Raw genomic sequence first — 16,383 nt, 5'->3', positions numbered from 1 at the left:
TATTTGCGGGAACCCGCAAGGAATGCGCGCGTCCTACTCTTACGCCGCGCGTGCCCTTCAGAGACTTTAGGCACGTCGGCCCCGTCAGGCTGGCACCAAAATCGTGCGGCGCTTGGGCCGCTTTGGGAGGAAAACATGACACTAAAGGCCATATTGCTCGGCGCTGCGGCCGGGTTCATCACCCTGACAGCCCCGGCTGCCGAAGCGGATACATCCGACAAACGCATTGCTCTGTCCAACAACTACGCAGGTAATTCGTGGCGGCAAGCCATGCTGGAAAGCTGGCAGAAAAACGGAGATCAGGCCGTCGCGGATGGTGTTGTCGCCGCTGCTGACGCCTTTACGACCTCGGAAAATCAGGCCACCGAGCAGGCGGCTCAGATTCAGAACATGATCCTACAGGGCTATGACGCGATCGTAGTCAACGCCGCCTCGCCCACCGCAATCAACGGCGCGGTCAAGGCTGCGTGCGATGCGGATATCACGGTTGTATCCTTCGACGGCATCGTTCAGGAACCCTGCGCGTGGCGCATTGCGGTCGACTTTCAGCAGATGGGACGCGAGCAGGTGAAATACCTGGCCGAGCGCTATCCTGATGGCGGCAACCTGCTGGAAATCCGCGGTCTGGCTGGAGTGTTCGTCGATGACGAAATCAGCGCCGGTATTCATGATGAGGTGAAGAACACCAATTTCGAGATCGTGGGCTCGGTCCATGGGGATTGGGCGCAGGATGTGTCTCAGAAGGCCGTCGCCGGTATCCTGCCCAGCCTGCCCGAGATCGTGGGCGTCGTAACCCAGGGTGGTGACGGCTATGGGGCGGCGCAGGCCATCGGGGCCACGGATCGTCCAATGCCAACCATCGTGATGGGCAACCGTCAGGACGAACTTCAGTGGTGGTCGGATGAGCAGGACGCAAACGGATATCAGACAACCTCTCTGTCGATTGCACCAGGCGTCAGCACGCTGGCCTTTTGGGTCGCCCAGCAGATTCTGGATGGGCAAGAGGTTCCGAAGGACCTGACCGTACCCTTCCTGAGAATCGATCAGGCGGATTTGAAGGACGCCCTGAAAACAACGCCCAAAGGCTCGGTCGCCAACGTGGAATACACGCAGGATCAGGCCAAAAACGTTATCGCGTCAGCTCAGTAAGCGCGTGAAGACTGACATGAATACGGGACCCGGAGCCACCACCGCTCCGGTTGTCTCTCTGGAGCAGGCCCATCTGTCCTATGGGCCTGTTCTGGCCCTGCGTGATGCAACGTTGAGCATCAGTGCAGGAGAATGTGTTGGACTGGTCGGCCACAATGGGGCCGGGAAATCCACGCTGGCGAATGTGATAAACGGCCGCCTGACGCAAACTCAGGGCGCCGTCCACCATCGGAACGCAGATCCCGCCCTGCGCAATAGTCAAAACGCGCAGAATGCAGGTATTCGTAGCGTGTTTCAGGAGCTGTCGCTCTGCCCGAACCTGACCGTGTTGGAGAACCTGCGCATTCCCTATCGCAACATGCCGCGCAAAGGCTGGCGGCGGGTTGCGCGGCAAAAGATGCTTGACGCGCTGAATCTTGTCTTTCCGGGTCATGGCATCCACGCCCGCGCCACGGTTGGAAACCTGACCATAGCCGAGCGTCAGATGGTCGAGATCGCCATCGCCTTTGCCGACCGCGACCGAGAACCCACCCTTGTTATTCTGGACGAGCCAACCTCGTCCCTTGACGCCGCCATCGCGCAACAATTGCTGGACCATATCAAAAGGTTCTGCGCCAAGGGCGGCGCTGTGCTGTTCATCTCGCACATGATGGGTGAGATTTTCGAAGTCTCGACTCGGATCATCGTCATGAAAGATGGCCAGATCGTTGATGACCAACCTGCCAGGCAGTTCACCCGTGCCTCGATTGTGGATGCGATGGGGCATGTCGCGCCTGATGACGACACCTCGGGCGCCGGGCGGGCAGATCGGACCCTTGGGGCCGAGGTCGTACAGGCGGCAAATGGGCTGAACGCCCGCGCGGGTGAGATCGTCGGGCTGGCCGGGCTTGCGGGCCACGGACAGGCCGAAGCACTGGCGCAAATCTACTTCGACCACGCCCCAAAATGGAAATCCGCACGCCAGCCCGAAGTTGTCTTTGTCGCCGGAGACCGCGCCCGCGACGGGTTGATGCCGCTCTGGTCGATCCTGCGAAACCTCTCGCTGACCACCCTGCCCGAGTTCAGCCGGAAAGTGATGGTAGATCGCGGTAGCGAGGCAGACATGGTTCAGACCTGGAAAGACCGTATCGGCATTCGCACTGACAACCTAATGAACCCGATCCTGTCCCTGTCTGGCGGCAACCAGCAGAAGGTTCTGTTTGCCCGCGCGCTGGCCTCCTCCGCGCCGATTGTGTTGATGGATGACCCGATGCGCGGCGTGGATGTGGGCACCAAGAAAGATGTCTATCAGATGATTCAGGCAGAAGCCGCAAGAGGCCGCAGCTTCCTTTGGTATTCGACCGAGACCGACGAAATCCTTGAATGTGACCGGGTCTTCGTGTTCCGCGCCGGTCAGATTGCAGCCGAGCTAGAAGGTGATGAGATCACCGAGGAGAACATCCTCCAAGCCTCTTTCCAGATGCAGGAGGCCTGAGATGACCAGCGACCGTTTGCGCCTTTTGCTGCCCGTTCTGTCTCTGGCCGTCCTGTTGGGGGCCGTATTCTATCTGCAACCCCGCGCGATGAGCTATTTTGGCCTGAACCTCCTGTTCAATCTGGCGATCCCCGTGGCCCTGGCGACCATCGCGCAGATGATGATCATCATGGTCAACGACATCGACCTGTCCATCGGCACCTTCGTAAGTTTCTGCGCCTGTGTCACAGCTACTTTCGTGCATGACACGCCGCTGCTGGGCTATGGGATTCTGGCCGCTGCGATTCTGGCCTACGCGGCACTGGGGGCCTTGATCCAACTGCGCGGATTGCCCGCAATCGTCGTGACCCTGGGCATGTCTTTCGTGTGGGGTGGGCTAGCGGTGCTGATCCTGCCCTCACCCGGCGGAGCATCGCCTGAATGGCTGAAAACCCTGATGAATTTCAAAACCCCACTGGTGCCGGTTGCCGTGATTGCTCCGCTGGTCGTGGCCTTTGTCGTGCATCTGCTGATCAAACGGTCCTGGTTGGGCGTGGTCCTCCAAGGAGTTGGCGGCAATGAACGCGCGATGGAACGCGCTGGCTGGTCCGTCGTCCGCCTGCGGGCCTTTGCCTATGGATTGGCGGGCCTGTTCGGAGTGCTGGCCGGCATGTGCCTCGTCGGCCTGACCACGGCGGCAGATGCCAATATCGCGTTGCGCTATACGCTGTTGTCGATTGCGGGCGTGATCCTTGGCGGAGGCGAATTTGTCGGCGGCCGCGTCTCGCCCTTCGGGGCCGTTATCGGGGCGCTGACCCTGACCCTCGCCGCCAGTTTCCTGTCCTTTCTGCGCCTCTCTCCGGATTGGCAGATCGGTGCACAGGGCGCGATCTTGATCCTCGTTCTGGCCGTGCGCCTGTTCTTTGTCCGCAAGGAGGTCTTGGCATGAGTGACCAAACTACCTCTGGCACCGGCACAAATCCCTTGCGGAAACTCGTTCAGAAACCGTGGCTCTGGGCTTATCTGGCTGCGGGGATTACCTTTGTCGCTACCAGTCTGCTGGCCGGATCCGGGGCGGGGTCCCTACTCTACGCGGCGCTGACCTTTGCCTCCTTCTCGGCGATTGTCGGCATCGGGCAGATGCTGGTGATCACGCTTGGACCCGGAAATATCGACCTGTCCGTTCCGGCTACGATGACGTTAGCCGCCACGCTTGCGCTAAAGTTCATGGACACGCAAACCGCGTTGATCCTGCCAGGTTTGCTGATTGCAATCGGGATCGGGATTGGCTGTGGTATCGTGAACTTTGCACTGATCCTGGTACTGCGCATCCCGCCCATCATCGCAACTCTGTCTGCCTCTTTCCTGTACCAATCGCTGGCGATCTGGTCGAACCGGGGGCTGCGTATCAAGCCACCGGAACCCCTGGCCGAGTTCGCCTCGGGCGGGACTTTCGGGGTTCCGAATGTCGCCTGGGTCGGCATCGCGCTGGCCGTCTGCGCATGGCTGTTGCTCGAGCGTGCGATTGCAGGGCGGTGGATCTCGGCCATCGGGCAAAACCTACGCGCGGCAAGGCTCAGCGGAGTTCCGGTGAACGCGGTGCGCTTTGGCATCTATGTCAACTCAGCCGTTTGTGCCGCCTTAGCCGGGTTTCTGCTGGCTAGCTTCTCGGGCGGCGCCAACCTGAACATGGGCACCGAATACATGCTCATGTCCATCGCAGTCGTCGTCATTGGCGGGTCGTCCATCGGCGGAGGCAATTCGAACGTACCCGGCATCTGGGGGGCGGCGCTGTTCATGTTCCTGATCGTATCGATGCTGAATTCATACGGTCTGGGCGCCGGAATTCGCCTGATTTTGACCGGGCTCGTGATTGTGGGTGTGGTCACTCTGGCCAGCCGAAAAGGATATAGCGCATGAGTCATTCGCAGACATATGAGGTCATCCGGCCTGCGTTTCGGGACCTGATCCACTCCAACCTCACGCTGGCACGGATCGCGACGGGCCATGTCTGGACCGAGGGGCCGGTCTGGTTTCCCGCGCATGAAACGTTGCTGTTCTCGGACATCCCGAACGCCCACATGTATCGCTGGACCCCGCATGGCGGCACCAGCCTGTTTCGCCAGAGCTCGAACTTTTCCAACGGCAACACGTGTGATCGCGAGGGGCGGCTGCTGACTTGCCAGCACGCAACCCGCTCGGTTGTACGAACCGAACATGACGGGCAACTGACAACAATGGCTGACCGTCATGATGGCCGCCGGTTGAATTCGCCCAACGACGTGATCACACGGTCGGATGGCTCGATCTGGTTCTCGGATCCGACTTACGGCATCCTCTCCGATCTCGAAGGTCACAAAGCCAAACCCGAACAGGAAGGCAGCTTTGTCTTCCGCCTTGATCCGGACAGTCCGGAACCCACCATTGTTTCATGCGATTTCGTGCAGCCGAACGGGCTGGCATTCTCTAAAGATGAAGGCCGCCTGTACGTCGCCGAATCCGGCAGCAGCCATGACCCGGACGTTCCTTCTTTACTGAAGGTCTTTGATGTCCAGCCGGACGGCGGGCTTGGCAAACCCAGCGATTTCGCCGCGATTGATAAGGGTCTGCCCGACGGGCTACGCGTAGACCAATACGACAATGTCTGGTGCTCAGCGGCGGACGGGGTGCATGTGTTCTCGCCCGACGGCGAGCTGCTGGGCAAGGTGAAAACGCCCGAGACCGTCGCGAACCTGTGTTTTGGTGGCCCGCGCGGCAATATGCTGTTCATCACCGCAACCACTAGTGTTTACGCAGTTCACGTGAACACCAAGGGCGCTGTAGGATAAGCAAATTCTGGACTTCCGATCCTCGCCTAGACATGGTGGCGATGTGCGCAAACCCCCTCAAAAGGGTTTGCCCGAAACACGCCACCAACGAAGGTCCACCTGATGAACCAGCCCCAAACGACACGCATGAATGGCGCGCAGATCATCCTGAAAATGCTGGAGCTTCACGGCGTTTCCCATGTTTTCGGTCTGCCCGGTGAGACAACGATTGGCTGGTACAAGGAATGGCGCGCCAATAGCGGGATTGAGTTCGTGCTGACCCGCGATGAACGCACTGCGGCTTTCGCTGCGGAGGCCTATGCAAAGATCACCGGTCGCCCCGCCGTACTTGAAGCGCCCAGCCCCGGTGTGACCCATTGCACCCCGGGTATTACCGAGGCGTTCCTCAGCTCGGTGCCGGTGATCTATTTCAGCTCGGACATTCCGATCAATCAGGACAAAAAGCACGGTCTGACCGGCGTCGATCAAACTCGGCTCTATGACAGTATCTGCAAGGAAAGCTTCGTGCTGACCAATGCGAGCGAAATCCCGTTCCTGATCCGACGGGCCTTTCGCGTGGCGACCTCGGGCCGTCCGGCGCCGGTTCATATCCGCGTGCCGATCAACATATTCGGTGAAGAGGCAGAGATCACCGACCTGTATGCCGAACCGGACTACAGCACCTATCCCGCGCACCGGCCGGTCGCGGATCACAGCAAGATCCGCGCTGCAATCGACGTGCTGTTGGCGGCGCAGAAACCTGCGATTGTCTGTGGCCAGGGCGCGCTGATCTCACAAGCCTCAGACGCGATTCTCGAACTGGCTGAGCGGCTGCAAATCCCGGTCGGCACCACCACGCCCGGCAAAGGCACCATTCCAGAGGATCATCCATTGGCCCTGCGCGTCATCGGTGGCCGTGGCGGGATGGAGTATTCGAACCAATACCTGCTCGAGTCCGACACGATCTTCTTCATCGGTTCAAACACCGACAGCGCTGGAACGGATCACTGGAAGCTCTATGGCGATCCCTATACCAAAGACTTTCTGCACCTTGATATTGCCGAGGCGCATGTCGGAAACACCTTTCCGCTGAAGGTTGGCCTTGTTGGAGATGCCCGCGCAACCATCGAATTTATGGTCGAAATTCTGAAGGCTGAGCATCCCGGCCTTCAACGGACGCAATTGGATTTGAACCCGATAAAACAAACCGCGCTGGACAAGGTCTTCAACTCGAATATCCCGATGCCCGAAGGCACGATCTCACCGGTCAAGCTGTCTCAGGTGTTGGACCAGATCATGCCCGATGACGCGATTGTCACTTCTGAGCCCGGCGTCAGCGCGATCTATCCTTCGGCGCTGCTGACGTTTCGCAAAGCGGGACGGCGCTACATCACCAACTACTCGATGGGGGCGCTGGGGTATTCGGTGCCTGCCGGGGTGGGCGCGATCTATGCCCATGACGGCCCGGTCATTTCCTTCACCGGAGACGGATCGTTCGGGTTCGTCATCGGCGATATGGAGACTCTTAAGCGCAGCGGCAAGAACATCACTGTTATCCTGACCCGCAACGACACGTTTGGATGGATCAGGGGTGAGGCGATCCTGCTCGACGATGTGGATGAGCCCTGGACCACCGATTTCGGACGCGTCGACTATTGCAAGGTTGCAGAAGGGTTCGGCTTCAAAACCGCCCGGATCACCTCCGAGGTCGATATCGAACCCATCCTGTCCGACGCCATCGCCAATCCCGGTGCGAATTTCATTGAGATGATGGTGCCCTCACAAGACAAGATCATCCCCTTCGTGCCCAATTGGGTCCGCGTCGCCCGCGCAAAGAATCTGCCCCATTTCTATTGAGGCAGGCTATAGGTCAGCAACTCCCGCACCAACGGGTTGGGAAAACGACGTTTGAAGGTGACAGCGTGAAAGCTTTCCTTGATGCGGGGATGTTCCTCGGCCTCAACCAGGCGGCCCGAGGAAAGCTCATCCTGCACAACGATCGGAGCCACAAGTGCAAGGCCGATATCCTCACGCGCGAGCAGGCGCATCATCGCCATGTCGTCCACTTCAGCCGCGATCTGAGGCCGGACAGACATGCGGCTGGCCATCGAATCAAACGCCGTGCGGACGCTGTTATTGGTGGTTGGCAGGATAAAGGGCTGTTCTTCCAACAGATCCCGGATCGGGCGCTTTGGATCCAGTCGCGCCGGCGTGCCGACGATACTGACGGGTTGTTCCGCCAGATGGTGTGTTTCAAAACTGGTCAGGCTGTCACTGGCGGGCTCATGATTCATGAGAACCAGGTCGAAATTCAGCGTCTCCAGCCCCTCAAGCAACTCGCTGGGATTGCCTGATCGCAGGATCACCTCAACATCTGAGCGCGCCAGCATTGGGCGCAGAAAGCCGATCTGAAAGTTCCGTGACAAGGTCGCCTGCGCACCAACTCGCAGCGCCGTACGCGCGTTGCCCTCATCCTGCAAAGTGGCAACAAGTTCTTGCCCTGTCGCGAAAATTGCGTCCGCATGGTCCAGCGCGATACGCCCGGCCTCGGTCAGATGCAGCTTGCGCCCGCGACGTTCAAACAGGGGGTGGCCCAGCCGCTCTTCGAGCTCTTTGATCTGAACAGACAGCGCGGATTGCGACAGGTTCAGCCGTTGGGCTGTCCGGGTCAGATTGCCATCATGGGCGACCGCCCAGAAGTAACGTAGGTGATGATAGTTAAGCGGCATATTGTTCTATTTAGTAGAACGTAATCTCTATAACAATGTATTTTTCATACACAGGATTGCGCAATATGTCCTGCTCAACCGGCCAAATCAGGCTGGACTCACAAGGAACGCGCATCATGACCTACCTGTTTCTACCCCTGCTTAGCCCGCTGATCTTGCTGGCATCGGCTTACTATGCCAGCCGCAATCCGGGACTGCGGCCAAACCGCGTCGTCAGGCTGTCGGAATGGGCGGCATTGGCGGCTTTCGTAGGCGCCGCACTGTCGGCCCTGATGCTGGTTCTTCACGGCCCCGGCACCTCGGGGTTGATCGGGTTCTGGGGTGTTGGCCTCTCCGTACGACTTGATGCGGTTAGCGCCATCATGCTGGTTCTAGTCAGCTTCATCGGATGGATCGTCCTGCGCTACTCGGCCACCTATATGGATGGAGAGGCCCGGCAGGGTGCGTTCACCGGCTGGATGTCAGCAACACTCGCCTCGGTTCTGTTGCTGGTGATGTCGGGCAACCTGATCCAACTGCTTGCCGCGTGGATTGCGACCAGCCTGCTGCTGCACCAATTGCTGCTGTTCTACCCCGAGCGGACCACCGCCCGGCGGGCGGCGCGGAAAAAGGCCGTCGTGGCGCGTATCAGCGAAGGCGCGCTGGCCCTCGCGGTGGTTCTTTTGATCGCAACCTATGGCACCACGGACATTGCCTCGATCCTGTCTTCGGCTGAACCCAACGGGCTGACCATCGCCGCCGCCCTGCTGATTGCGCTGGCGGCTATCATGGCCTCGGCCCAGTTCCCGGTCCATGGGTGGCTGACCGAGGTGATGGAGGCCCCGACCCCCGTCTCGGCCCTTCTGCATGCGGGCGTCATCAACGCCGGAGGGTTCCTGCTGATCCGCTTTGCCGACGTGATGCTGGCGGCGCCGGGCATCATGGCGCTGCTTGTGATGCTGGGTGGGTTCACCGCGCTGTTCGGCGGTCTGGTGATGCTGACGCAACCTGCGGTGAAGACCTCTCTGGCGTGGTCGACCATTGCCCAGATGGCCTTCATGATCATGCAATGCGGGCTGGCCCTGTTCCCGCTGGCAATGCTGCATATCGTGGCGCATTCGCTCTACAAGGCGCATGCGTTTCTCAGCGCAGGCGAGGCCGTGCGCAACGTTGCTGCAATTCGCCGGCCCGGCCCAGTCGCTGTGCCAAGTGCGCGGAACGTGCTGCTGGCCTTTGCCACCGGCGTCCTGATCTACGGCATCGTCGCCACGACCTTCGGCGTAGACGGCAAATCCGTTCAGGCGATTGCCCTTGGCGTGATCCTGATCTTCGGCGTCGCCTATCTGCTGGCGCAGGGCTTTGCTGATGCCGCACCCGGCGCGTTGACCCGCCGCACTGTAGTCTATGCTGGCGTAACCTCGATCAGCTACTTCGTCCTGCAGATCATCGCCGTGCACTTGACCAAGGGCACCCTGCCCGCAGCGCCTGCGCCCGGGCCATTGGAGTGGACGCTAATCATTCTTGCCCTGATCAGCTTTGGCGCGGTGGCCCTGGCGCAATCGACCTTCCCGCTATGGGCCTCGCACCCGGCGGCGGCTGGTATTCGGGTGCATCTGTCAAACGGGCTCTATGCCAACGCAATCTTTGACCGGCTGCTGGACGGATGGTCCAAGCGCCAGACCGTGTAAGAAGGGTTTTTCAAAATGTATATGAAGCACGAAAGCTATCCCGCAGCCCTTCTGGAACTGGTCGCGCTGGCCAATGACGCGGTGCGTCAAATCCCGCCGTTGTTCCCGCTTGCCTCCAACGTCGCGGTGAACCCGTTTCTGGGACAAACGCAAGAGACGCTGGCCGTGACCTCGGCCCGGCTGGCGCAGGTTGCAGGCACGCGGATCACGCCGGACCGGACGGTATTCGCACAGAAACTGGCAAGTGGAGAGATCACCGAAGCCGATCTGAGGGATGCCCTCGCCAGCGTCGAAAGCCGCTTTGACACGCCCAGTTTCGAGGATCTGCAAGCCGCACTCGGGTCCGAGACCGCGAAGCTGTCCCCCCTGCCCACGGTTGCCGATCTGGCCGCCGAGGTTTCCGGCATCGACTGGCCCAGTCTGATTGACGAACGGATCGGGGCCTGGGCCGCTAGCCATTTCGATCAGGGTCAGGCCATGTGGCAACCCAACCGCACAGGCGGTGCCTATAGCGCGTGGCGCGAGTTCGCCTCACGCGATCTGACCCCGGAAATCCACGGCTTGAAAGGGTTCGGAGCCTTCGTAGCCGGCACCAACCGCTCGCAATGGCGGGCGATTGGCCGCGCTTCTGAGGCACTGGGCGTTACCCCTGAGGCGGCCAGCACCGCCTTCCATCGCTGGCTGATGACACTGGGCGGTTGGGCGCAATATGCCCGCTATCTGCTATGGCAGGCTGAATTGGAAGGGCAGACGGATACAAGCACCACCGAACTGCTGGCCATTCGCATGGTATTCGAAGAGGCTCTGTTTGGTCTCTACCACGATCAGATTGCCGATCGCTGGGCTGAAACCATTGCCCAACATGAAGCCCCCATCACCCCGACCCGCGATCTGGTGATCGACGCGGTGCTACAGGACGCCTCGGAGCGCGCGCAACAGCGCAAATTGGCGCAAACCCTCAGCGCACGTCAGCCGCGCAAGGTCGAAGGCCGTCCCGAGGTGCAAGCGGCCTTTTGCATCGACGTCCGCTCCGAAGTCTTCCGCCGCGCGCTGGAATCGCAGGACAGCGGGATCGAAACCATTGGTTTTGCGGGCTTCTTCGGCCTCGCCAGCGCCCACAAGGCAGCCGGTTCAGACGTGACCGAGATACGGGGGCCAGTCCTGTTGAACCCGAACGTGTGCTCCCACGCGGCCGAGGGCGCGCAGGCTGACCTGAATCGCCGCTACACCGCACGGGCCAAACGGGCCTGGGGCCGGTTCAAACTGGCCGCGGTCTCGTCCTTCGCGTTTGTCGAGGCAACGGGCCCGGTCTATGCGGGCAAACTGCTGCGTGATGCTCTTGGCAAGGGCCACGGGTCTACGAAGTTCGACCCTGCGCCGAAGCTTGACGACGCGATCGACCTGCCAGCACGTATCGCCTCGGCCAAAGCCATCCTTGGGGCGATGTCTCTGACCAGCAACTTCGCTCGCGTCGTGATGCTGGCCGGTCATGGCGCGGATGTGACCAACAACCCCCATGAAAGCGCCCTGCAATGTGGCGCATGTGGCGGTCATGCCGGTGACGTCAGCGCCCGCCTTCTGGCCGGATTGTTGAACGATCATGCAGTACGTGAAGGGCTGCGCGCCGAGGGGATCGACATCCCGGCGGACACGCTGTTTCTGGCGGCGATGCACCACACCACGACCGACAAGGTCTCTCTGTTCGATCAGGATCAGGCGACGGGTCATTGGGCCGCGCAGATCGCACAGTTGAAAACCTGGCTAACATCGGCCGGACAACTGGCCCGGTCCGAGCGTGCCGCGCGTCTGCCGCGTGCCAAGGGGGCCAATGACATCGCCCGCCGCGCCACCGACTGGGCTGAGCTGCGCCCCGAATGGGGTCTGGCAGGGTGCCGCGCCTTCATTGCCGCGCCGCGGTCCCGGACCGATGGCACGGGTCTTGCGGGCCAGTCCTTCCTGCACAGCTATGACTGGCGCGCGGATGAGGGCTTTGGCGTGCTGGAACTGATCATGACTGCTCCGGTCGTAGTCGCCAGCTGGATCAGCCTGCAGTACTACGGCTCAACCGTTGCGCCCAGCCTGTTTGGCGGCGGTAACAAACTGCTGCACAACGTGGTTGGCGGCATCGGCGTGGTCGAGGGAAACGGCGGCGCTTTGCGCCCCGGCTTGCCTTGGCAATCCATACATGACGGAGAGGCCTTCCAGCACGATCCGCTTCGGCTGTCGGTCATCATTGAGGCCCCACGAGAGGCGATGAACGAAATCCTCAGCCGCAACGAAACAGTGAAAGAGCTGTTCGACAATCGTTGGCTGCACCTGATTGCCGTGGATGAAAACGGCGATCTGGCCTGGCGTTACACCAAGGATCTGGAATGGGTCGCGATGGCGCGGGCCGAGATCAGCGCCATGGCGGCTGAGTAATAACTGGAAGGCCCGGCGAGGAAACCCGCCGGGCCGTCTTATCCTAAAGCGCGGCGTGGAACAGCTGCGTCAGGTTCTCTTTCGTCAGCTGGATCGGATTGCCCCCGCAGGAGGGGTCAATGATCGCGCCTTCGACCAGTTCGGGGATCCGGTCCTCGGTCACGCCCAGTTCCGACAGCTGGCGCGGGATGCCGAGCGCATCGTTGAATTCCTGTACAAAGGCGCGGAACCCGTCAAAGCCACCATCGATCCCCAGATAAGCGGCAGCCTGTTGGAACCGATCCGCAATGACGGGTGCGTTGAATTCCAGCACAGCGGGCATGCAGACCGCGTTGGTCGTGCCGTGATGGGTGTGGAACACCGCGCCAATCGGATGGCTCATGGCGTGAATCGCGCCGAGCCCCTTTTGGAACGCCGTCGCCCCCATGGCCGCCGCGCTCATCATCTGCGCGCGCGCCTCAAGATCAGTGCCATCCCCATAAGCACGCGGCAGATAGTCCTTGACCAACCGCATCCCCTCAAGCGCGATGCCTTGACTCATCGGGTGGTAATGCGGGCTGGAATAGGCCTCGACACAATGGGCAAAGGCGTCAAGACCGGTGCCTGCCGTGATGAACTTCGGCATGCCCACGGTCAGTTCCGGGTCGCAGATCACCACGGTGGGCAGAACCTTCGGGTGAAAGATGATCTTCTTGGCGTGGGTCTCGGAATTGGTGATGACACTGGCACGCCCCACCTCGGACCCTGTCCCGGCTGTGGTCGGCACCGCAATGATTGGCGCAATCACATCCGCATCCGCGCGGGTCCACCAGTCGCCGATATCTTCAAAATCCCAAACCGGCCGCGTTTGACCCGCCATGAAGGCAACCATCTTGCCAAGATCCAGCCCTGAGCCGCCGCCGAAGGCAATCACCCCATCATGCCCGCCCGCATTGTAGGCTGCGACCCCGGCTTCGAGGTTCTTTTCATTCGGATTCGGGTCCACATCGCTGAACAGACCTCGACCCAGCCCGGCGGCCTCAAGAATGTCCAACGTCACCGTGGTAATCGGCAAATCCGCCAACCCCTTGTCCGTCACCAGCAGAGGGCGCTTCGTCCCTGCCGCCGCACAGGCCTCGGGCAGTTCCTTGATGCGGCCAGTACCGAATTTGATCGCGGTCGGGTAGGACCAGTTTCCAACAAGGCTCATGATGTTACCTTCTTCAAATGGTAGGATTTTGGACGGGTCAGGTTGTGATACCCGATGACCGACAGGCCACCGCCCCGCCCGGTATTCTTGCAGCCGGTCCAGCACAGACCCGGGTCCAGATAGTCGGCCCGGTTCATGAACACAGTGCCGGTTTCGATCTGGTCGCCCACCCGCGCAGCCCGGTCCACATCCCGGGTCCACAGGCTGGCGGTCAGGCCAAATTCGCTGTCATTCATCAGCGCGATGGCCTCCTCGTCCGAGGACACTTTCATAATGCCCACGACCGGCCCAAAACTCTCATCCCGCATCACGCGCATATCATGGGTGACATTGGTCAGGATCTGAGGCGTCAGATAAGCACCACCGTCATCCTCGGGGAATGTCTCAATATGGGCCGCCGCGCCATCCGCTACAGCCTCGGCAATCTGAGCGCGCACTTCATCGGCAAAGCGCACATTGGCCATCGGGCCCAGCGTCGTCTCAGGGTCCAGAGGATTGCCGAGCTTGTAGCCCTTCACGATCTCGACCGCCTTCGCAACGAAGTCGTCAAAAAAACTTTCATGCACGTAGATCCGCTCAATCCCGCAGCAGCATTGGCCCGAGTTGAACATCGCCCCGTCGATCAGAGTATCCACGGCGGCATCCAGATCGGCATCCTCCATCACATAGCCCGGATCTTTTCCGCCAAGCTCGGTCCCGACGCCTGTGAAGGTGCCAGCGGCTGCACGTTCCATCGCCTGCCCGCCGCCGACCGAGCCAGTGAAGTTCACGAAATCAAACGCATTTCCGGCAATCAGATCAATAGTCACATCGTGGCTGAGGAAGATATTCTGAAACACATCCTCGGGCAGACCAGCCACGTGGAACGCCTGCGCCATCCTCTCGCCCACCAACAAAGTCTGGGTGGCATGTTTCAGGATCACGGTATTCCCGGCGATCAGCGCCGGAGCCACCGTGTTGATCGCCGTCATATAGGGATAGTTCCAGGGGGCCACCACAAAGACCACCCCTTGCGGAACGCGCTTAATGTACCGCCGAAACGTCTCATCCTCGCCCACGGCGATATCGGCAAGCGCGCTTTCAGCATTCTCCGCCATATGGCTGGCGCGTTCATTGAACCCACCAAACTCACCACTGTAGCGCACGGGCCGACCCATCATATGGGCAAGCTCAGGCACGATCTCATCATTCATCGCACCAACCGCCGCGACACCGGCCATCACAAGATCAACTCGCTCGTGCAAGGACCGCGCCGCCCAAGCCGCCTGCGCGGCGCGTGCCCGAGCCGCCGCCTCAAACGCCACGTCCCGAGATAGCACCTCCCGCTCCGCAAAAACCGACCCATCAATCGGTGAGACACACTTTAACATCTGCCCCATAGTCACTCCATTTTCCGAAAAAACAGGATCCCCTGCTTCATCTGGCCCAAAATACCTCGGGGAGCGCGAGGGGCTGGCCCCTCGCTCCTGCCCTCTACGCGCGCTCAAACCCACGGGCAACTTCCCAATCGGTTACCACACGCGCAAATTCTTCGATTTCCACCTCAGCGGCCCGAGCGTAGTGATCCACCACCTCATCCCCCATAGCAGCCCGCAACATGGCCGAACCACGCAAAGCGCTCAATGCTGCACCAAGATTGCCGGGGATCATCCCCGTATCGCCCTGGTAAACGTCGCCGGTTGCCGCAGGTTGCAACTCCGATCCCTCTTCAATGCCGGCAATTCCCGCCGCCAGCATACCGGCCATCACAAGATACGGGTTCATGTCCGACCCTGGGATCCGGCATTCCACACGTATGGCCTTGGTCCCATCTCCACACAGGCGAAAGCCAGCCGTGCGATTATCCACCGACCAAATAATCCGTGTCGGCGCAAAGGTGCCCTTCATGAACCGTTTGTAACTGTTGATGTAAGGGGCCATAAAATACGTGTAGTCCGGGGCGTATTTCAGCAGGCCGGCCAAGTAGCTTTTCATCACATCCGACATGCCAAGTGGATCGCTTTCATCATAGAAAGCAGGTGCGCCGTCCTTCCACAGGGATTGATGCACATGGCTGGAACTGCCGACCTTGTCGTGATGCCACTTTGGCAGGAACGTTGCCGCATGACCATGCTGCCAGGCGATCTCTTTCACTGCATTCTTGGCGATTGAGTGGTATTCGGCCGTTTCCATCGCTGGCGCGTATTTGATGTTCAGCTCTTCCTGCCCGGTTTCGGCCTCACCTTTCGAGTTCTCAACCGGTATCCCCGCATCCCACAAATGGTTGCGGATCGGACGCATCACATGCTCTTCCTTGGTGGTCTGGAGGATATGATAATCCTCGTTGTAGCCGGAAATCGGCTCAAGATCGCGAAAGCCATTTTTGCGGATTTCGTCAAAGCTTTTTTCGAAAAGGAAAAACTCCAACTCCGTCGCACACATCGCTTCATAGCCCATGGCCCTCAAGCGGTTGACCTGCGCCTTCAACATCGCCCGAGGCGCATGCGGCACCTCTTCATGCGTGTGATGATCGAGAATATCGCACATCACCATCGCAGTGCCCTCAAGCCACGGCACCGGGCGCAGGGTCGCAAGGTCGGGCTTCATGACGTAGTCGCCATAGCCCCGCTCCCAACTGGTCGAGGCATACCCATCCGGTGTGCCCATCTCAAGATCGGTGGCCAGCAAGTAGTTGCAGCAATGGGTTTCTTCCCATGCGCCCGCAACGAAATGACCCGCGTGAAAGCGCTTGCCCATCAGACGGCCCTGCATGTCGACAAAGCACACCAGAACGGTGTCTACCTCACCCGCTGAAACCTGCGTTTTGAGATGTTCGAATGTAAGTGTCGCGGTCATTCTGCCCCCTCCTTCAAATTCCTGATGGCGGGCCACAGCAACGCCAAAATCTCAAATGCTACCGTGGCGACCTGTGGCAGCGAACGCAACAGATCATTGCGACGTTTCGGTATGAGATTTCACAATCTGCGCT

The 16,383-nt window shown here is 60.2% G+C and carries 12 protein-coding genes; 8 read left to right on the top strand and 4 right to left on the bottom strand.

The features are described from left to right. The first annotated feature begins 135 nt into the window (after positions 1-135). The 6 genes from ACR0C3_RS05740 to ACR0C3_RS05715 all read left to right on the top strand — a co-directional run bounded on the left by ACR0C3_RS05740 (position 136) and on the right by ACR0C3_RS05715 (position 7,266). A complete protein-coding gene (locus ACR0C3_RS05740; RefSeq protein WP_480757619.1) occupies positions 136-1,149 on the top strand; it encodes a substrate-binding domain-containing protein in 1,014 nt (337 codons plus the stop codon). A 16-nt stretch (positions 1,150-1,165) separates the two neighbouring features. Further along, a complete protein-coding gene (locus ACR0C3_RS05735; protein ID WP_480757618.1) occupies positions 1,166-2,623 on the top strand; it encodes a sugar ABC transporter ATP-binding protein in 1,458 nt (485 codons plus the stop codon). Between the two features lies 1 nt (position 2,624). Next, on the top strand, positions 2,625-3,551 hold the full coding sequence (locus ACR0C3_RS05730; RefSeq protein ID WP_480757617.1) for an ABC transporter permease: 927 nt from the start codon (positions 2,625-2,627) through the stop codon (positions 3,549-3,551). After that, positions 3,548-4,522 carry an ABC transporter permease gene (locus tag ACR0C3_RS05725; protein WP_480757615.1) on the top strand — a complete coding sequence of 325 codons (975 nt, stop codon included), beginning with the start codon at positions 3,548-3,550 and terminating at the stop codon, positions 4,520-4,522. Before ACR0C3_RS05730 ends, ACR0C3_RS05725 begins: the two co-directional genes overlap by 4 nt. Further along, a complete protein-coding gene (locus ACR0C3_RS05720) occupies positions 4,519-5,430 on the top strand; it encodes an SMP-30/gluconolactonase/LRE family protein (RefSeq protein WP_480757614.1) in 912 nt (303 codons plus the stop codon). Before ACR0C3_RS05725 ends, ACR0C3_RS05720 begins: the two co-directional genes overlap by 4 nt. 102 nt (positions 5,431-5,532) lie before the next feature. After that, positions 5,533-7,266 carry a thiamine pyrophosphate-binding protein gene (locus tag ACR0C3_RS05715; protein WP_480757613.1) on the top strand — a complete coding sequence of 578 codons (1,734 nt, stop codon included), beginning with the start codon at positions 5,533-5,535 and terminating at the stop codon, positions 7,264-7,266. Here the strand turns inward: ACR0C3_RS05715 and ACR0C3_RS05710 are convergent. Continuing rightward, a complete protein-coding gene (locus ACR0C3_RS05710; RefSeq protein WP_170679915.1) occupies positions 7,260-8,138 on the bottom strand; it encodes a LysR family transcriptional regulator in 879 nt (292 codons plus the stop codon). The genes ACR0C3_RS05715 and ACR0C3_RS05710 overlap by 7 nt on opposite strands. Positions 8,139-8,254: 116 nt before the next feature. On the opposite strand from ACR0C3_RS05710, the gene ACR0C3_RS05705 reads away from it, so the two are divergent. Together ACR0C3_RS05705 and ACR0C3_RS05700 are read left to right on the top strand one after the other, a co-directional pair. Further along, complete coding sequence (locus ACR0C3_RS05705) at positions 8,255-9,805, top strand: proton-conducting transporter transmembrane domain-containing protein (RefSeq protein WP_480757612.1); 1,551 nt, start codon at positions 8,255-8,257, stop codon at positions 9,803-9,805. A gap of 15 nt (positions 9,806-9,820) precedes the next feature. After that, the gene (locus ACR0C3_RS05700) at positions 9,821-12,226 is read left to right on the top strand and encodes a YbcC family protein (protein WP_480757611.1); all 2,406 of its coding nucleotides are present in this window, start codon (positions 9,821-9,823) and stop codon (positions 12,224-12,226) included. A 43-nt stretch (positions 12,227-12,269) separates the two neighbouring features. Here ACR0C3_RS05700 and ACR0C3_RS05695 read toward each other — a convergent pair whose 3' ends face one another. The 3 genes from ACR0C3_RS05695 to ACR0C3_RS05685 all read right to left on the bottom strand — a co-directional run bounded on the left by ACR0C3_RS05695 (position 12,270) and on the right by ACR0C3_RS05685 (position 16,250). After that, positions 12,270-13,415 carry an iron-containing alcohol dehydrogenase gene (locus tag ACR0C3_RS05695; protein WP_480757609.1) on the bottom strand — a complete coding sequence of 382 codons (1,146 nt, stop codon included), beginning with the start codon at positions 13,413-13,415 and terminating at the stop codon, positions 12,270-12,272. Further along, positions 13,412-14,794, bottom strand: coding sequence for an aldehyde dehydrogenase family protein (locus ACR0C3_RS05690; RefSeq protein ID WP_480757608.1), 1,383 nt, complete (start codon positions 14,792-14,794; stop codon positions 13,412-13,414). The genes ACR0C3_RS05695 and ACR0C3_RS05690 overlap by 4 nt, the downstream gene beginning before the upstream one ends. Before the next feature lie 94 nt (positions 14,795-14,888). Next, a complete protein-coding gene (locus ACR0C3_RS05685; protein ID WP_480757607.1) occupies positions 14,889-16,250 on the bottom strand; it encodes a glutamine synthetase family protein in 1,362 nt (453 codons plus the stop codon). Between the last annotated feature and the right edge of the window lie 133 nt (positions 16,251-16,383).

This window comes from Ruegeria sp. CK3 (assembly GCF_056536565.1).
Note: the sequence above shows the minus strand (reverse complement) of the source record. Positions and strands in the feature narration are given on the sequence as shown.